Raw genomic sequence first — 15,073 nt, 5'->3', positions numbered from 1 at the left:
GGATCGACGAGGTCCTCACCCATGGGAAGTTTTCGTCAGATCATCGTGCAGCTGCCGCTCGTCGGACCGATCGCCCGCTACATCTATCGCGCACTCGTTCCCGTAAGGCCCGACCGAGGGTTTTCTTCCGCTCAGTACTGGGAGAATCGTTATTCGACCGGAGGCAGCTCGGGCGCGGGCTCCTATGGCCGGCTCGCGGAGTTCAAGGCCCGGACCATCAACAGCTTCGTCGCTGATCACGGCGTTCGCAGTCTCATAGAATTCGGTTCAGGGGATGGAGCGCAGCTGGATCTCGCGCACTATCCCGCGTACGTCGGCATTGATGTTTCGGCACGAGCGGTCGAACTGTGTCGCAGCAGATTTCGGGATGATCCATCCAAGCAGTTCCTTCTCGCGTCGACCCCCGAGGCTGGCCTGGCGCGGGCTGAACTGGCCATGTCGCTCGATGTCATCTATCACCTGGTCGAGGATGCCGTATTCGAGCAGTACATGACGCGTCTGGTCGCGGCTGCCGAAAAATTTATCTGTATCTACAGCAGCAACACCACCCGAACCATGCGCGAGAGACACGTTCGACACCGGGTGTTCACCGACTGGATGGACAGGAACGCGTCGGGCTGGAAGCTGATTCAGAAGGTCGACAACCCGTTTCCGGAGGACCCGAATAATCCCGATCAGACTTCGTGGGCTGACTTCTATTTCTACCAGAAGCTTTAACGGGGAGGGGGAACTTGGGGTCAGGTCTTGCAATCCAGCATCCCGGCGCAACTCGCAGTCGGGTACGTCATCGCAAGACCTGACCCTGTTTGTCACTCACGCTATCATGCGCGGCCTTTTTGAGGCGGATAGCCCCGCGTCGGTATCGAGAAGAGATGAGCGATAGCAAAGTCAAGATTGAAGCACGGCGATCGAGTATTCATGGGCTGGGGGTTTACGTTGTCGCGCCCATTCGCCGGGGCGAGACCATTATGGAGTTCGTTGGCGAACGGATTTCCAGTGCGGAATCGGATCGTCGCTATCACGAAAAGGAAGCGGATGACGGTCACACGTTCTTTTTCTACGTGGATGAGGACGCCGTCATCGATGGTGGGGTGAACGGCAACGTCTCGCGATTTATCAATCACAGCTGCGCACCGAATTGCGAAGCCGTCGATGACGATGGTCGGATTTTCGTTGAGGCGTTGCGTGACATTGAGGTCGGTGAAGAACTGGTCTACGACTACCGGCTCACCTGGGAGAGCGGTGACGACCCCGAGGCTTTCACGGTGTATCAGTGCCGGTGTGGGTCCCACTCGTGCCGGGGGACGATGCTCGACATAGAGCCCATCGCTACGAGTAGCTAGAACGTTGCCGCTCACATTTGCCTTCGCAGAGAAAGGCAGTATAGAAAGGAATTTGGAAAATAGATCTTTCCCCCCTTTGTTGCTTTGTTGTCCTCGCTCTGCGGGAGTCAATCCGTGAACGCGCGGGAGCAACGCACCCCTAGCGTCTGCACCTTGTCAACAACGTACATCTGAGAACTACCCGCCAGGCTTAGTAATGCGGTCCACGCGTGCTGTTTTGGACTCATTGAGTTCGCTGTCGAGGTCCAGTAGAGGCCTGCGAGGCAGCTGGTTCCGTCCGGTGGACTGCAGGACGTATACGGTACGGCGGCGGCGTCATCGCCGAGCAGGAAAGCGAGGTTGCCCGAGATGCTTTGCGCCCCTGCAGGGCAGGTAACGTTCCCGTTGTGCGCATCAACCTCGCACACGGCGGGCAAATACCAGTCGGAGTAGCCATTGATCGTCGCCGTGCATAGCCCTGCCGCGTAGTTGGTTCTGGATGTCGGTCCGGGCGAAAGCGTATAGGGTGCGCTACCGATCCCGAAGTTCGTTTGGTACGAATCGTAGAGCGCCTGGATATTGCGGGAATTGCAGGCGCCATCGACGGGTCCGTCACAGGCCTGGAATCCGCTCGCTGCCGGAAAAGGATAGGTCATCGTATTGGAATACTCGGTGTCGAAACTCAATTGCGCCTGGACATACGAGTCGCCCGCGCCGGGAGTTTCTGCGATGCCAGGGATGACGTCGTAACTCACATCCATCGGGGTGCTTCCAGCACCGTTGGAGCTCCAGATGATGCTTGTCGTCTGTGGGCCGGAGGCAATGTTGGGCGCGGCCTGGTCTACCAGCGACACCACTTTTCCGCCGATGCTGCCTGTGGATGCCGTCGTATCGTCGATCGAATAAACAAATCCGCCCTGATACTGGCAACCGTAAGTCAGGACCACCACGTTGCTGGCGACAGTAGAGGAATTGCTGCCGGCGATGGTCACGGTGTCCGGTATCGGGGCGATGCCCATTGCGCAGTCAGAGCTCGCGCTGCTTCCGGGTGTAATGGTGACCGTGCAACTGCCGCCGGACGCCAGTGTTCCCGAACAGGTCGAGGTCATTGACGTTCCTGTTGGCAATCCCATGCTCAGTGCCGCGATGTTCGCAGCTGGGTTCATTCCCGTGTTGGTGACTGTGACCCGCCGGGAGGTCCCGCTGCTCGCCAATACAAGGGTACCTGTCGATACCGATAGCGTGGTCAGATTGGTACTGCACGTGACGACCACGTTGGTGATATTCGTGCTGCCGACAGTAGCCGCGCCGTTGGCGATCGAGCAGGTTTGAGTTGCCGGCTGATTCAGGGCAGTCACATGGTAAGCAGTGCCCGCGTCGAGCGGATTCGGGAACGTAAAGGCACCATCGCTGGCAATCGAGATACTGTCAGTGCCGTTGTTCTGAAGTACCACGGTCCCCGTCAGGCCCGTCACCGTGCCGCCGACGAAATGAGTGACGATTTGAGGAATGGCGTTGAAGGTGGCCGTGACGTTCGTCGACGCGCTCATCGTCACGACGCACGCGCCGGTTCCTGCGCAGCCACCGCTGCTCCACCCGGCAAAGGTGGAGTTGTCGTCTGCACTCGCGGTCAGGGTGACTTCAACTCCGGAGGCATAGTCTTCTTCGCAATCGACTCCGCAGTGGATGCCCGTGGGAGCAGTCGTTACCGTGCCCGTTCCGGAACCCGACCTGGAGACACTCAAGGTGTGCGTCACCAGCCCGAAACCCGCCTGCACGGATTTCGCAGCGTCCATCGTCACGACGCAGGGGCCGGTCCCCACGCAGGCACCACTCCAACCCAGGAACTCCGAGCCGCTGCCAGCGTTCGCCGTCAACGTCACCAGCGTTCCGGAAGCGTATTCCTCTGCGCAATCGGTTCCGCAGCTCACACCTGACGGTGAGCTCGACACCGTACCGGGGCCGGCGCCATCGAGTGACGCCTGAAGGGCGAAGCGCGTGACATCTGGCGGCGTAACGCCGCGACGATGATGATCGCTGCATGCGCTCACCAACGTGAGCAGGACGAGGAGTAACGGGATTCTGTTGTAGTTCATTTTGAGAGCCGATCGGTGACGGACAAATTGTCGCCGTAAGGGCTGGGCGGGAGCGGGACGACTCTCACAGTCTCCACACGCCGCTCGAGAGGATTTTTGAGCAGATTGCAAACGACGCATCGCTGCACTGTCGTCCCGGCCAGGCGCCGCTGATTGCTTACTGCCGAGTGCGGGGTTTACCTTGCATGTGAGCCCGCCTCTTCGGTGCCCACCGCAGGGACTTGGGGTCAGGTCTTGCAATCCAGCATCCCGGCGCGACTCGCAGTCGAGTACATCAGCGCAAGACCTGACCCTGTTTGACCCGAGTGGCTAGAACGTTGCCGCACACATTTGCCTTCGCAGAGAAAGGCAGTATAGAAAGGGGGGGGGCAGGTCAGGTCTCGCAATCCAGCATCCAGACGCGACTCGCAGTCGAGTACATCCGCGCAAGACCTGACCATGTTTGACCGGTGCTGGGTCGCGGATTTGATTTGAGCAGGAAACGGACTCCCGAGGGTTCAGCGTGATCAGCACTCCCTGGCTCTTTGCGATCTTCGTTGTGGTGACAATCGCGATTGTCTGGTTTCTCGTGATGTGGACTGCGCCTCCCGCGCCCGCTGACTTGCCTTACCGCTGTCCGCTGAACCCCCTTCGTGACACGCGATATGGTTCATACGTTTTGATGCTGATTCCCGTAGCCCTGGCCTGGCCTGGGCTGGACTCGGATCGGATAACCAATTCGTTGCAAAGGCTTGTATCGTGCTGGCACTCGCGGTGGCTGGTGCCTGCGTGCTGATCATACGTGTAGCCAATGAATCGCACTTTGGTTGCGAGATCGGGGTCTACGGGTATCCATTCAGCATGACTCGTCCCGCTGCGGTGCCGGGCGCAGATTCGCGGATTTGATTTCACAACTGGCGAGATGAAGCGAGGTTGAGGGTTCCGTGTTTCACGCAGGTGACAAGTCATCGACGAACGTGCAGATCCTGACGAAGATGCGCGAACCCGCGGCTCGGCACCAAAGAGGTTAAAGTTCTGCGAAAGCAACGTGGGGTAGCCTGAACAGCTGGGCATGCAGGGAGCAACCAGGTGGACTACAGACTCGACATCGACGGCCTGCGGGCACTGGCCATCACGCCCGTGGTGGCCTTTCACTACGGTGTTCCGGGGTTCGGGGGAGGGTACGTCGGAGTCGACATCTTTTTTGTCATCTCCGGCTTCCTTATCGGGGGCATCATCCTGCGAGAAGTGGCAGAAGGTACGTTCACCTATGCCAACTTCTACGCGCGTCGGGCGCGCCGCATCCTGCCGGCGCTGCTGGTCGTGCTGGCAACAAGCAGCGTCTTCGCCGCCTTTGTCCTGTCACCACGAGAGTTGCAGTTGTTCGGCAAGGTGGCCGCGGCCAGCGTGGTCGGACTGTCGAACCTCGCCATCTGGTCCGAGATCAGCTACTTCGCGCCGACGGCCGAACTCAACCCGCTGCTGATGACGTGGTCGCTGGCCGTCGAAGAGCAGTTCTATGTGATCGCGCCTCTGGCGCTCATCCTCCTCCAGCGCTTCGGTCGACGCGTGCTGGCCATCGGATTGGCATGCGTTTGCCTGGGTTCGCTTGCATTGTCGTGGTGGGGCACCAGGCACTATCCCCAGATCGCGTTCTACAGCTTGCCGACGCGTGCCTGGGAATTGGCGCTTGGCGTACTGCTGGCGTTCGGGGAACGCCATGCATGGAGGCGACACCTGCCAATGTCCCTTCAGGCCGTGACCTCGTGGGTGGGGCTCGCATTGCTCGCATATGCCATCTGCGTGATGGATGACTCCACGCCCTTCCCGGGACTCGCGGCTCTGGTCCCTGCGATTGGAACCTTGCTGCTCATCGCGTCCCCGGACAGCTGGGTCAACCGTCGTTTGCTGGGCCTGCCGCTGCTGGTAGGCATCGGCCTCATTTCGTATTCGTGGTATCTGTGGCATTGGCCGATCGTGAGTTTCGCTCGCGTGGTGAAGGGTGACGAGCTGGCATGGGCCGAGAACGCAGTGCTGATGGTGCTGTCGGTCGTGCTGGCTTTTGCGTCGTGGCGTTTCGTCGAGCGACCCCTGCGGCGCTCACGCACAGCGCAACCCCTCGTGCTTGCCAGGTACGCCGCCCTGATGGTGGGCGCAACAGCCGTGACGGCATCGGCATGGGCCAGCGGCGGATGGCCGCAGCGTTTCGATGCGCGGGTCCAGGTCATCGAACGGCAACTGCAGGAGAACACGACCGCATGCCTTGCGGGATACGGCATGGCTGCTCCCAATCTATCGGCCGAGTGCTATCCGACGACTCCTGGCGGGAAGGTGGCGCTCATCGGCGATAGCCATGCTTCTGCACTTGCGCCGGGCATACGCGCCTGGGCTGCACGCTCCGGCCGGGATCTCGCCTATCTCACCAAGGCGTCATGTCCGCCGCTGCTCGGTATCAGTCGCAGGATCGGGGCCTACCCCCACCACTTCGACGAATGCGACAGGTTCCTGAACGAAACCTTCCGCCTCATCGCCGCAGATCCTTCGATCGACATCGTGGTCCTGGCCGGCAACTGGCGTACGTCGCTGAATCCGGTCGCTATCGAGGATGTCACCGCAGTGGCAGCCGAGAGTCCCGATGAGAGCCGGCATGCACGCTTGCTCGACCAGGGGTTGACCCGGTCCATCCGGGAATTGCACGCGCATGAGAAATTCATCGTGCTGGTGCAGGACGTTCCCAGGCTCGCGCGTGAGCCGAACCTCATCGCACTCGGTGAAACCATACCCGCACGCCTCGCGTTGCGGCGATGGCTCCATGGGGAATCGATGCCTGCGGATCGCGTGCGTGTGAATTTCATTCCTGACGTCACGCGCCCGGTATTGCAGCGGGTCGCCGATCACGACAGCCGACTTCAACTATGGGACCCCCACGATCGTTTTTGCGAGGGCCGCAGCTGCAAGTTCATGGAGGGTTCGACGGTGTTCTACGCAGACGCTCACCACTTGAGCGCGGCCGGGGCACTGGTGGTTGCGGATCGACCGCTCGCGCCGGAGTCAGTCGTGTCGCTCGGTGGCGGGCCGCCGATTCGCGGATTTGATTCGAGCATGAAGTGAAGGTGCCGTGCTTCCTGGTCGGGCTTGACTCACCTTCAGTGAGCGAGCGCGTGAGCTGACGAAAGTATCCGATGTCCGGCATCGGAGGCATGCAGCGTTCTCGCTGCGTCGAGCCTCGTTCTGCTGTTCCTGTTGACGCCCACCGATCGATCAGCGACATTCCGACGCGATCGCACCATAACAATGAAGCGAGCAGTGATCCAGGAACGATGCCCTCTCGCCTGGACCTGGAGGAACTCGATGCGTATTTCTGCCGCCTGCATGCTCGCTCTGTTCTTCGCGACGACATCGTTCGCTCAGCCCGCCAAACCGGTCGTGTACGTGCTCTCGACCGGCGGCACGATCGCCGGATCCGGATCGTCGACGACGGATCTGTCGAACTACAAGCCGGGCGCGATTCTTGGCGAGCAGCTCGTGAAGGCAGTGCCGCAGATCAGCGTCATCGCCGATGTCCGCGTCGAGCAGATCGTCAACGTCATCAGCTCCGATATCACGATCGACAACCTGCTGACGCTCGCAAAGCGTATTCACGCGATCGCGAAAGAGACGCCGGACGTTGCCGGATTCGTCGTGACGTCAGGGACGAATACGCTCGAGGAGACTGCGTACTTTCTCAATCTCACGGTGAGAACCGACAAACCCGTCGTGCTCGTCGGTTCGATGCGGCCATCGACAGCGATCAGCGCCGACGGTCCGCTGAATCTTCTGAATGCGGTACGCACGGCGATCTCGTCGGACGCGCGAGGCAAGGGGGTGCTGATCGTACTCAACGACGAGATCAATGCTGCACGCGATGCCAGCAAGACGAACACCTTGCGCGTCGAAACGTTCCGCTCGCCCGAGCTGGGACTGCTCGGTTATGTCGACGAGGACCAAGTGAGCTTCTATCGATCGCCGACGAAGCGACACACACTGAACTCCGAGTTCGACGTCACGTTACTGACACAGCTGCCGCGCGTGACGATCCTCTATTCCTACATCGAACCGGACGCGACGCTGATTCAGGCAGCCATCAAATCCGGCGCGAAGGGCATCGTATTTGCCGGCACCGGCAATGGAGCACTGTCCATCGCCGAGGAGACCGTGCTGAAGGAAGTCATTGCGATGCCTGCGAACACGCGACCTGTCCTCGTGCGATCTAGCCGTACCGGAAACGGACGGGTGACGGCAACAACCGAGTACGAAGCGTTCGGCATGATCCCGGGCGATACGTTGAATCCGCAGAAGGCGAGGATTCTGCTGATGCTGGGGCTGAGCAGAACCAGCGATCCCAAGGAGTTGCAGCGGATGTTTGCGGAGTATTGATCCGGTGCCTGGCAGCGGAGTCGCGGATCTTCGGCAGGCTCTGCGCATGAAGTATCCGGCGCTCAGAACCTGACCTTACTGAATACATGATCGCGATCCTGCGCCTGGACATGACACTGGTAGCATTGTGCCTGCTGCGCTGCCGTCAACGCGCCGGCCTTGTCCTCCCGCTCGAAGCGCTCGAATCCCCAACCCGCAGTGTCAGGGTAACGGCTGCGGTCCTTGACCATCACCTCGACCATGCGCCGATCGGCCTCCAGCAAGATGCCCTTTGCCAGAGCTTCTCCCTCTTTCGTGAAGAGGCCTTCATCGACGATGACTGATCCGTCGGGAAACTCTCCGGTCTGGTAGCCGACGAGCGCCAGATCGTTGGCGTAGTAGTGATGCAGCCCGCCGCGTTCTGCGAAGGTCGGGTGTTCCGCCCCGATCAGAATCGATTTGACGTGTTGCCAGGATCGATAACCCTCGGGAAAGGAAACAGGCCGCTTTCCCTCTGCGCCGGCGCTCATCAACGTGACAACCAGCAATATCGGCCCGGCAATGAAATGTAGTGGTTGCATGAAGGCTGCCCTCTGGGAAGCTGGGTGAGACCTGCTCTGTCAATCGCAGCGGGGTGAATTCTGGTCGGCTCCCGATCAGACGAAAACAAGCTTTTCACCGAGCGGCCTTTGGAGGTGTCAAATGGGCACGCAGCGGCGACGAATGCGATTCGCCAGTGACCGCTCGATTGCGCGGTGGTGGCCGATGCAGGTGGACTCAACGGGGCGCGGGGCCGTTCATCACCGCGATCGGCCAGTTCGTCAAAGTTCTATCCGCTTCTGCTCACATCGCGGCAGAATGCAAGCGTCATGCTCTCGGGTATGCCTAAAACGCTGCGCAACCTGGCGGGTATCTGGCTCGCCTGGACGCTGGCGGGTCTGTTCTACCTGACCCAGGATTTCATCGCACGCCTGTATCGCAGCGAACCGGTTCGGTTGACGGATCTGTTCGTCGGCTGGATGGCGGCGATGTACATCTGTGCAGCATTCACTCCAGCGATATTGTGGTTGGGACGTCGCTGGTCCGTCGAACGCGGACATCGCCTGAAGCATATTGCGTTGCATCTGGGTGGCGGAGCTGTCTTTTCCGTCGTGTCCGCAGTCATCGAAGCCCCGGTGCTGCTGGCGCTGGGAGTATTTCCTGCGCCTTTACCGGCCATGCCGTTCCTGTCGGCCGTTTCGCTGCTGCTCGTCTACGGTTTTTCTGGTGGCGTAATCCGCTACTGGGCGGTCGTGGGGCTACAGGCTGTGTTCCGCTCGCATCAACGTGCGAAGGAGCGTGAGCGCGAAGCGCTCGAATTGAAGGTCCGTTCTTCCGAACTCGCCGGGCAGCTGGCCGCGGCGCAGCTGGGTGCACTCAAGATGCAACTGCAGCCGCACTTCCTCTTCAATACGCTCGGCGCGATCATGGTGTTGATGCAGCAAAGCAAGACGGAGCAGGCACAGGCAATGCTCGCGCGTCTTGGAGATCTGCTGCGACTCACCCTCGAGGATGTCAACGCGCAGGAGGTGCCGCTGTGGCGCGAGCTGGAGTTCCTGCGTCTGTATTTATCGATCGAGCAGATTCGATTCGCGGACCGTCTCAATGTTGAAATCACCACCGATCCGGATGCAGCGGAGGCGCATGTGCCTCACATGGTGCTGCAGCCCATTGTGGAGAACGCCGTCCGGCATGGACTGGGTCAAAGCGAGGATGCTGTACTCATCGAGGTGCGGGTGATCGGGATGGGCAGTAACCTCGTGATGACGGTTCTGGACAACGGCCCCGGGAGTTCTTCATCAGGATTCGAAGGCAAGGGTATCGGTCTCGCCAATACGCGCGATCGCCTCAGGCATCTGTACGGCGATAAGGCAAGCCTCCAGGCGCGGAACCGGCCGACAGGAGGCGTCCAGGTGACGATAACTATCCCATTGTGTCTGGCCCCGGTGGAGGCAATGGAATGCGCCTGAAGGTTCTCGTCGTCGATGACGAAGTGCTGGCGCGTGAAGGATTGAAACTGCTGCTCGGTCAGCAGTCGCGGGTCGAGGAGATCACTGAAGCGCGCAACGGCAGGGAGGCAGTCACACGGATTCGCAATCACAGGCCAGACATGGTCCTGCTCGATGTGCAGATGCCGCGTATGACCGGCTTCGATGTCGTCGGTGAGATCGGTGCCGAGAAGATGCCGGCCGTGATCTTTGTCACCGCTCACGATCAGTTCGCGATCCGCGCGTTCGAGGTCAGTGCCGTCGACTACCTGCTCAAGCCGGTTACGCAGGAGCGCTTCGATCTGGCTTTCCAGCGGGCGATCAACCGCATCGATAGCGCGCCTGCCGACGAGTCGACACGTCTGATGCGAACCATGCTGGATGCGATAGCCAACCCGCCGCGCTATCTGACGCGGTTCGCAGTCCGGTCGGGAGAGAGGACGGTCTTTGTGCCCGTCGACGATGTCGACAGGATCGAAGCATTACAGAACTACGTGCGGCTGCACACAGGCAACATTACTCATCTGCTGCATGTCTCCCTGAATACCCTCGAAGCTTCGCTGGATCCCGGCGGTTTCCTGCGCATTCATCGATCGCACATCCTGAACATCCGGCGCATCAAACAACTGTGGTCGCTGACACACGGCCAGTACGTCATCGAACTGCTGTCCGGTGAGCGACTGAATTCCGGTCGCACGTATGGCGAGCGCATTCGCAAGGGCCTGGCGAATCCGTTCTAGTTCGGGAGAAAAAATGGCGCTGTCCAGATGGGCAGCGCCGTTCAATCGCGGGATCTATTTGTTCACGTCCGTACTACGGGCCTTCATCTGGTCCCAGCAGGTCTTCTTGGCTTGCTCCATGGACTGCGATGAATTCTTCGCCTGTTCCTTGGCGATGCAATCCTTGAGCATCTGTTCGTGCTTCGCCTGCGTCTTGGCGTCGGCTTTGTCAGTATCCACCACCTGCGTTTGGTGCGGGGTTGAGGCGGCAGCCGGAGAAGGGCTGGTCGCTGTAGGTGATTCGGTCGCTTTCGTGGCTGTGGTGTCTCTCTGGTGCGGGCTGGACGCCGCGCTCGGTGCCGTGGGATCCGGAGTCGGAGTCTGGGCCACGGAAATCGTTGAAAGTGCTAGCGATATGGCTATCAGCAGCGCTGATGTTGCGTGAGGAGTCATAGGAGCCTCCTGATGTTGATGGGGGACTGTGCTCCTATGTAACCCCTGGTGTGGCCATCGAGTTCATTGTTCGCCGCTTTCGTGCCGGGCCGCGGATTCGCTGCGCCGCAGAGAGCACGCCAATGAGATAGAAGCGATCGAAAGTTCTGCGGATTGATGCGGAAAGTACGCATCGATGACTCGTGTACCACGTAGTGTGCGTCGTCGACTACTCCGGGAGGAACCGCGCAACAGAGTTGCCCGAATCCGTTCGCGCACACGCCTGACCGATGCAGCGGATTTTGATCGTTGCATCGTGCATGTCCGCTGCTGTGGTCTGTTCAATGAAGCCCCGGTATCGGTGTCATGTCGTAGGACGCCCCGATGTCCCGAACCGCATCCGGCCGGGAGTCCTCTAGGCCCGCCAGATTCTCCAACTGACGGATCGACTCGTTGATAAGTTCGCTGACCGCCTCGATCGCTGCTGGCCAGTACGGACCTTCGCCGCTGCAGATGCCATCGCCTTCCATCGCGCGTGTGATGCAGCCGAGGAGGGCGTGGGCCTTCATGAGGCGGATGCTCTCGGTTTCGATGACCTCGTCCCGGGTCTGCGAGATGGGTTTCGTGATGGCAGGCGGGTGAATGCGGGACGCACTGGATTTCGACTCATGATGCCTCCTGGCCATGGACGGACCTCATTGATAGGTTTGACTGTGGTCAGGCGTTCGGCGGTGGTGGCGCACCGTCGGACGCCGCCTGTTGAGAATATCGACAGATAGATTGATACAGGACTGGCGTGGCATTGTTGTGCGAGTTTCTGGGGGAATCGTACGGATACTCGACACTTAGCAGGAGTCCGCGGACACCCATCGATTCGCGGCCCGCTTGGCAGGTCGAGGTCAGTGAATTCCGAGCGTGCCTCGGTGCGGGTCAGAAGGCGTGCTGATCCATGCTTCGATGGGATGATTCGAGGACAATCCCACTCCAGTAGTAGGGTTTGGCGAACCGCAGCGAGTTCAATAAAGCTCGCTGAGCCACAGCGAGCGATCGGGAACTATCGCCGTTCGAGCTTGCGAGTTCACGGTAGAAGGTGTCCATGATCCGTGCCATGGCCTCATCGGATACGTTCCACAGGGTTCCGATCACCGATCCCGCGCCTCGGCTCAGAAAGCCGTCGCCCAGGCTGCGCACGCCCCAGCCGTTGAAGTTCTGACCACGCATCGTCTCGCAACCGCTGACGACGACGAGCCGGTTCGCGAACGATTGCGTAAACAGATCGGTCAAGCTCAGGAAACCCCCGGAATAGTCTTCTCTGTCAGGCCTCCTGGTTGCCGTCGCGATGCCGACGATATCCGGTGTGGACGCACTGTAGTACCCGTGCGTGGCGATATGAAGGATTGGCGATGTACGCGTCTCGTCCGCAAGCAATGCGGCATTGTCGGCACGTTCACCCACATAAGTCTTCGTGCGGCGAGGGGCAAGCGCTTCGCTTACGCGAAGGGCTTCCCGACGCGCGTTAGGCAAGTTAGCTGCGCGGTTCGACCACCGCTTCGCAGTGCCCTCGCTCAGGCTCACGCCGTCGACTGGGGGGCGTGCCACGACAGGGTCGGCAAAGATGACGACATCCGGTCCGATGTCGTTCGGCATCGCTACTCGAGCGTCCGAAGACCGGGGCTCGTAGTACGCATGGACAGACTTCGTTCTGACGATTTCAAAGTGTTTGACGAGCGGGTCGTACGTCCCTGGCGACGGATCGAAATTCACGGCTGCGAATGGAAATTCGTGCATTGCGTCGTCGGGAACCACAATAAGACGGGATGCGTCGGCGTGACGAGCCATGAAGTCGCGCGGTAGCCATCGTGACAGCGTAGAGAGCGCTGCCAGGGCTCGATCGTTCTCGACCGGACTTTGCAGGCCTTCCAATGCAATCGAGATAACCCTCGTCAACTCTGAGCGAGGCGGCAGTGCGAAATAGCCGACGTCGCGACCCGCCAGTGCAATACAAAAGCTGACGTCATCCTGAATGAAGTACCGAACTACGATATCGCCCGTTGCGATCGAGGCGGGTTGCAAAGGCGCGCCCGGCGCTGGCTCGAATCCCGGGCCGGTCGGCTTCTCCAGATGGCGGAGCGCGAGATAGGCATCGCGCGCGAGGTCTCTCGCATGTTGGTGTTGATTCACTGCACGTCGCAGCGACGCGCGCGCCATTTCGCGCGTCTCCTGCTCGAGTGCGACGTTGGCGTCGATAAGCGCATGTTCGGCGGCTTTGTAACGCTCAAAGGAATCGACGGCCTGGGTCTCGCGCATCCATCCCATCGATGTGGAATTCCGCAGCGCCAACGAAGTTGCCTGTTGACCGTAGAAAGACTCGAGCAACGCAAGAATTCTCGATCTATCGAGGTTGAAGAGCGCCTTCACGTACTCGTTGAGCACCGGCTGCGCCTGACTCAGCCAGGCGAGATTGTCATCGTTGCTGGAGCGAAGGTCGTCCGAGACACGACGCGCAGTTTCCATCGCCGAGCGCGCGAACCCATCGACCTTGGTCAGCTCTCCGCTCATGGCGTAGTGACGAATCGCCTGCCTGGCGAACTCGAGTTGATACGTGGGGCGCGCGATGGATGACCGTTGGCGCGAGCTCGACTCCGATAGCATGCCTTTGATCGCGACAATGGCTTTCCCGGCTTCTCCTTCGAGTCCGGCAATGCCGCTCTGTCGACGATCGTTGAGTATTTGCAGCAGCAAAATCCGGGAGTCGATTCGCGGTTCCGGCAACGAGCGTTCGTCGTTCAATACATTTCGCGCATGAGCTTCGGCGGAGTCGTATTGGCGTTGCGCAGCGTAATCGCGAGCCAGCTCGAGCTCCGTCAAGACTTCCCGATAGCTTCCTTCACGTCGAAAAAAGTCCAGCGCTGCTGTGTGTTTGCGTACGGCTTCAGCGACTCGGCCGGATTCGCGAGAGACCGTGCCCAATTTGAGATCGCACAACTGGGTCAGGAAGGCGTCGCCGTTCCTGGCGTAATATTCGCGAGCAGCTTCGAAATAGCGTCGTGCCACGAGCAGCTCGCCGCTCTTTCGGTAGGCATCACCGATGTTGTAGTAGAGCTCGGCCAGTAATTTCTGGTTGCCGTTCTGATTCGCGAGCACAATGGCCCGGCGCAGATATTCCTTGGCTTGCGCCAGTTCGCCGCGCAGGACGAACGAGTACGATAGATTGTTCATCACACTTGCAACCAGGAGCTCGCGCCCCTCCATTCCTGCAAGTCGTCGCAACGCCTCCTCGAGTGCGTCGCGCCCCTTTGCGTAGTCATCCTGCAGAACAAAGTAGCGCCAGAGTATCTCCAGCCACTGTGCGTACTGTTCCGGATCCTGCCTGGTCTGCTCGAGTCCTCGTTGAATCAGGGCGTACGCTACGGACAAATCCTTTGCGCTTCCGCCGCGTAATTGCGTGCTCTCCATCAATTCGTACGCGTGCGCACGTGCGCGCGCCTGCGTGCCGTCTGTCGATTGAGACCAGCCCGGTCCGGCAAGCAGCAGTGCGCTCGCAAGCAGAGCGCACCTGCTCGCGGCGCTGTAACGCTCGGCCGACGAGGTATGTTGACGAACGCCGAACAAGATACAGTCGTTACTTAGGCTTGTAGACGTGCCACGAATAGAATGACTGTGCGGTCACGTTTCCAGCCCGGGTCCGCTTTTCCCAGTCGATGATGTCGTGATGGAGGAGTTCGCCACGACGGTCTTGGCTTTTTACGACTCGCCACCGCACAACCGTCCATCCATCGAAATTCGGCTGGTCTACCTGTCCGATCTGATCGTCCACCAGGAACTGGATTTCGAGCAGTGGATCTTCGCTCAACTTCATGTGGACTTGCTTTGCCACATTGGCCATGTCCGGGTCCCAGTTGGTCGTGTCGTCGAAAATGACGCTTCCAGAAGCAGGATCCCAGACATGCCTTTGAGTCTGTTGGAGGTGGGAATATCCCGGACTCCAGTCCATCAGTTCAGAGACCGCATGAGCCTCGATATAGCAGGCATCCTCGATGTCAGCGGGCTCATCGTTCAGTCCGGCGACCCAATCGAGATACTCTTTCGGAACAGCCATGGTC

At 59.9% G+C, this 15,073-nt stretch carries 12 protein-coding genes and 1 pseudogene; 6 read left to right on the top strand and 7 right to left on the bottom strand.

Going from position 1 to position 15,073, the window contains the following annotated elements; translation table 11 throughout:
* Window positions 1-21 precede the first annotated feature (21 nt).
* Window positions 22-717, top strand: coding sequence for a hypothetical protein (locus tag VIZ63_RS00200; protein ID WP_331607456.1), 696 nt, complete (start codon window positions 22-24; stop codon window positions 715-717).
* Between the two features lie 155 nt (window positions 718-872).
* On the top strand, window positions 873-1,343 hold the full coding sequence (locus tag VIZ63_RS00195) for an SET domain-containing protein (protein WP_331607455.1): 471 nt from the start codon (window positions 873-875) through the stop codon (window positions 1,341-1,343).
* A gap of 107 nt (window positions 1,344-1,450) precedes the next feature.
* Here VIZ63_RS00195 and VIZ63_RS00190 read toward each other — a convergent pair whose 3' ends face one another.
* The gene (locus tag VIZ63_RS00190) at window positions 1,451-2,872 is read right to left on the bottom strand and encodes a hypothetical protein (RefSeq protein WP_331607454.1); all 1,422 of its coding nucleotides are present in this window, start codon (window positions 2,870-2,872) and stop codon (window positions 1,451-1,453) included.
* Between the two features lie 18 nt (window positions 2,873-2,890).
* Window positions 2,891-3,418 (bottom strand): annotated as a pseudogene (locus tag VIZ63_RS25545) (InlB B-repeat-containing protein); the annotation flags it as partial.
* A 1,068-nt stretch (window positions 3,419-4,486) separates the two neighbouring features.
* Here VIZ63_RS25545 and VIZ63_RS00180 point away from each other — a divergent pair.
* Window positions 4,487-6,508: an acyltransferase family protein gene (locus tag VIZ63_RS00180; RefSeq protein ID WP_331607452.1), complete on the top strand. Its 2,022-nt coding sequence runs from the start codon at window positions 4,487-4,489 to the stop codon at window positions 6,506-6,508.
* 240 nt (window positions 6,509-6,748) lie between these two features.
* Window positions 6,749-7,813, top strand: a complete 1,065-nt coding sequence (locus VIZ63_RS00175) for an asparaginase (RefSeq protein ID WP_331607451.1) — start codon at window positions 6,749-6,751, stop codon at window positions 7,811-7,813.
* Between the two features lie 62 nt (window positions 7,814-7,875).
* Here VIZ63_RS00175 and VIZ63_RS00170 read toward each other — a convergent pair whose 3' ends face one another.
* The gene (locus VIZ63_RS00170) at window positions 7,876-8,373 is read right to left on the bottom strand and encodes a cytochrome P460 family protein (RefSeq protein ID WP_331607450.1); all 498 of its coding nucleotides are present in this window, start codon (window positions 8,371-8,373) and stop codon (window positions 7,876-7,878) included.
* Window positions 8,374-8,673: 300 nt separating this feature from the next.
* Here VIZ63_RS00170 and VIZ63_RS00165 point away from each other — a divergent pair, with 300 nt between their 5' ends.
* Window positions 8,674-9,801 (top strand): sensor histidine kinase, encoded by a 1,128-nt coding sequence (locus tag VIZ63_RS00165; protein ID WP_331607449.1) that lies wholly within the window; start codon window positions 8,674-8,676, stop codon window positions 9,799-9,801.
* Window positions 9,792-10,559: a LytTR family DNA-binding domain-containing protein gene (locus tag VIZ63_RS00160; RefSeq protein WP_331607448.1), complete on the top strand. Its 768-nt coding sequence runs from the start codon at window positions 9,792-9,794 to the stop codon at window positions 10,557-10,559. Before VIZ63_RS00165 ends, VIZ63_RS00160 begins: the two co-directional genes overlap by 10 nt.
* Window positions 10,560-10,613: 54 nt before the next feature.
* Here the strand turns inward: VIZ63_RS00160 and VIZ63_RS00155 are convergent, their stop codons facing one another.
* The 4 genes from VIZ63_RS00155 to VIZ63_RS00140 all read right to left on the bottom strand — a co-directional run bounded on the left by VIZ63_RS00155 (window position 10,614) and on the right by VIZ63_RS00140 (window position 15,069).
* On the bottom strand, window positions 10,614-10,778 hold the full coding sequence (locus VIZ63_RS00155) for a hypothetical protein (protein ID WP_331607447.1): 165 nt from the start codon (window positions 10,776-10,778) through the stop codon (window positions 10,614-10,616).
* A gap of 533 nt (window positions 10,779-11,311) precedes the next feature.
* A complete protein-coding gene (locus VIZ63_RS00150) occupies window positions 11,312-11,656 on the bottom strand; it encodes a hypothetical protein (RefSeq protein WP_331607446.1) in 345 nt (114 codons plus the stop codon).
* Between the two features lie 244 nt (window positions 11,657-11,900).
* Window positions 11,901-14,387 (bottom strand): CHAT domain-containing tetratricopeptide repeat protein, encoded by a 2,487-nt coding sequence (locus tag VIZ63_RS00145; RefSeq protein ID WP_331607445.1) that lies wholly within the window; start codon window positions 14,385-14,387, stop codon window positions 11,901-11,903.
* Window positions 14,388-14,592: 205 nt separating this feature from the next.
* On the bottom strand, window positions 14,593-15,069 hold the full coding sequence (locus tag VIZ63_RS00140) for a hypothetical protein (RefSeq protein ID WP_331607444.1): 477 nt from the start codon (window positions 15,067-15,069) through the stop codon (window positions 14,593-14,595).
* Between the last annotated feature and the right edge of the window lie 4 nt (window positions 15,070-15,073).

The sequence above is a fragment of the Povalibacter sp. genome, assembly GCF_036520495.1.
Classification (GTDB): Bacteria; Pseudomonadota; Gammaproteobacteria; order Steroidobacterales; family Steroidobacteraceae; genus Steroidobacter.
The sequence above is the reverse complement of the archived record's forward strand: the minus strand, read 5'-3'. Positions and strand labels throughout refer to the sequence as shown.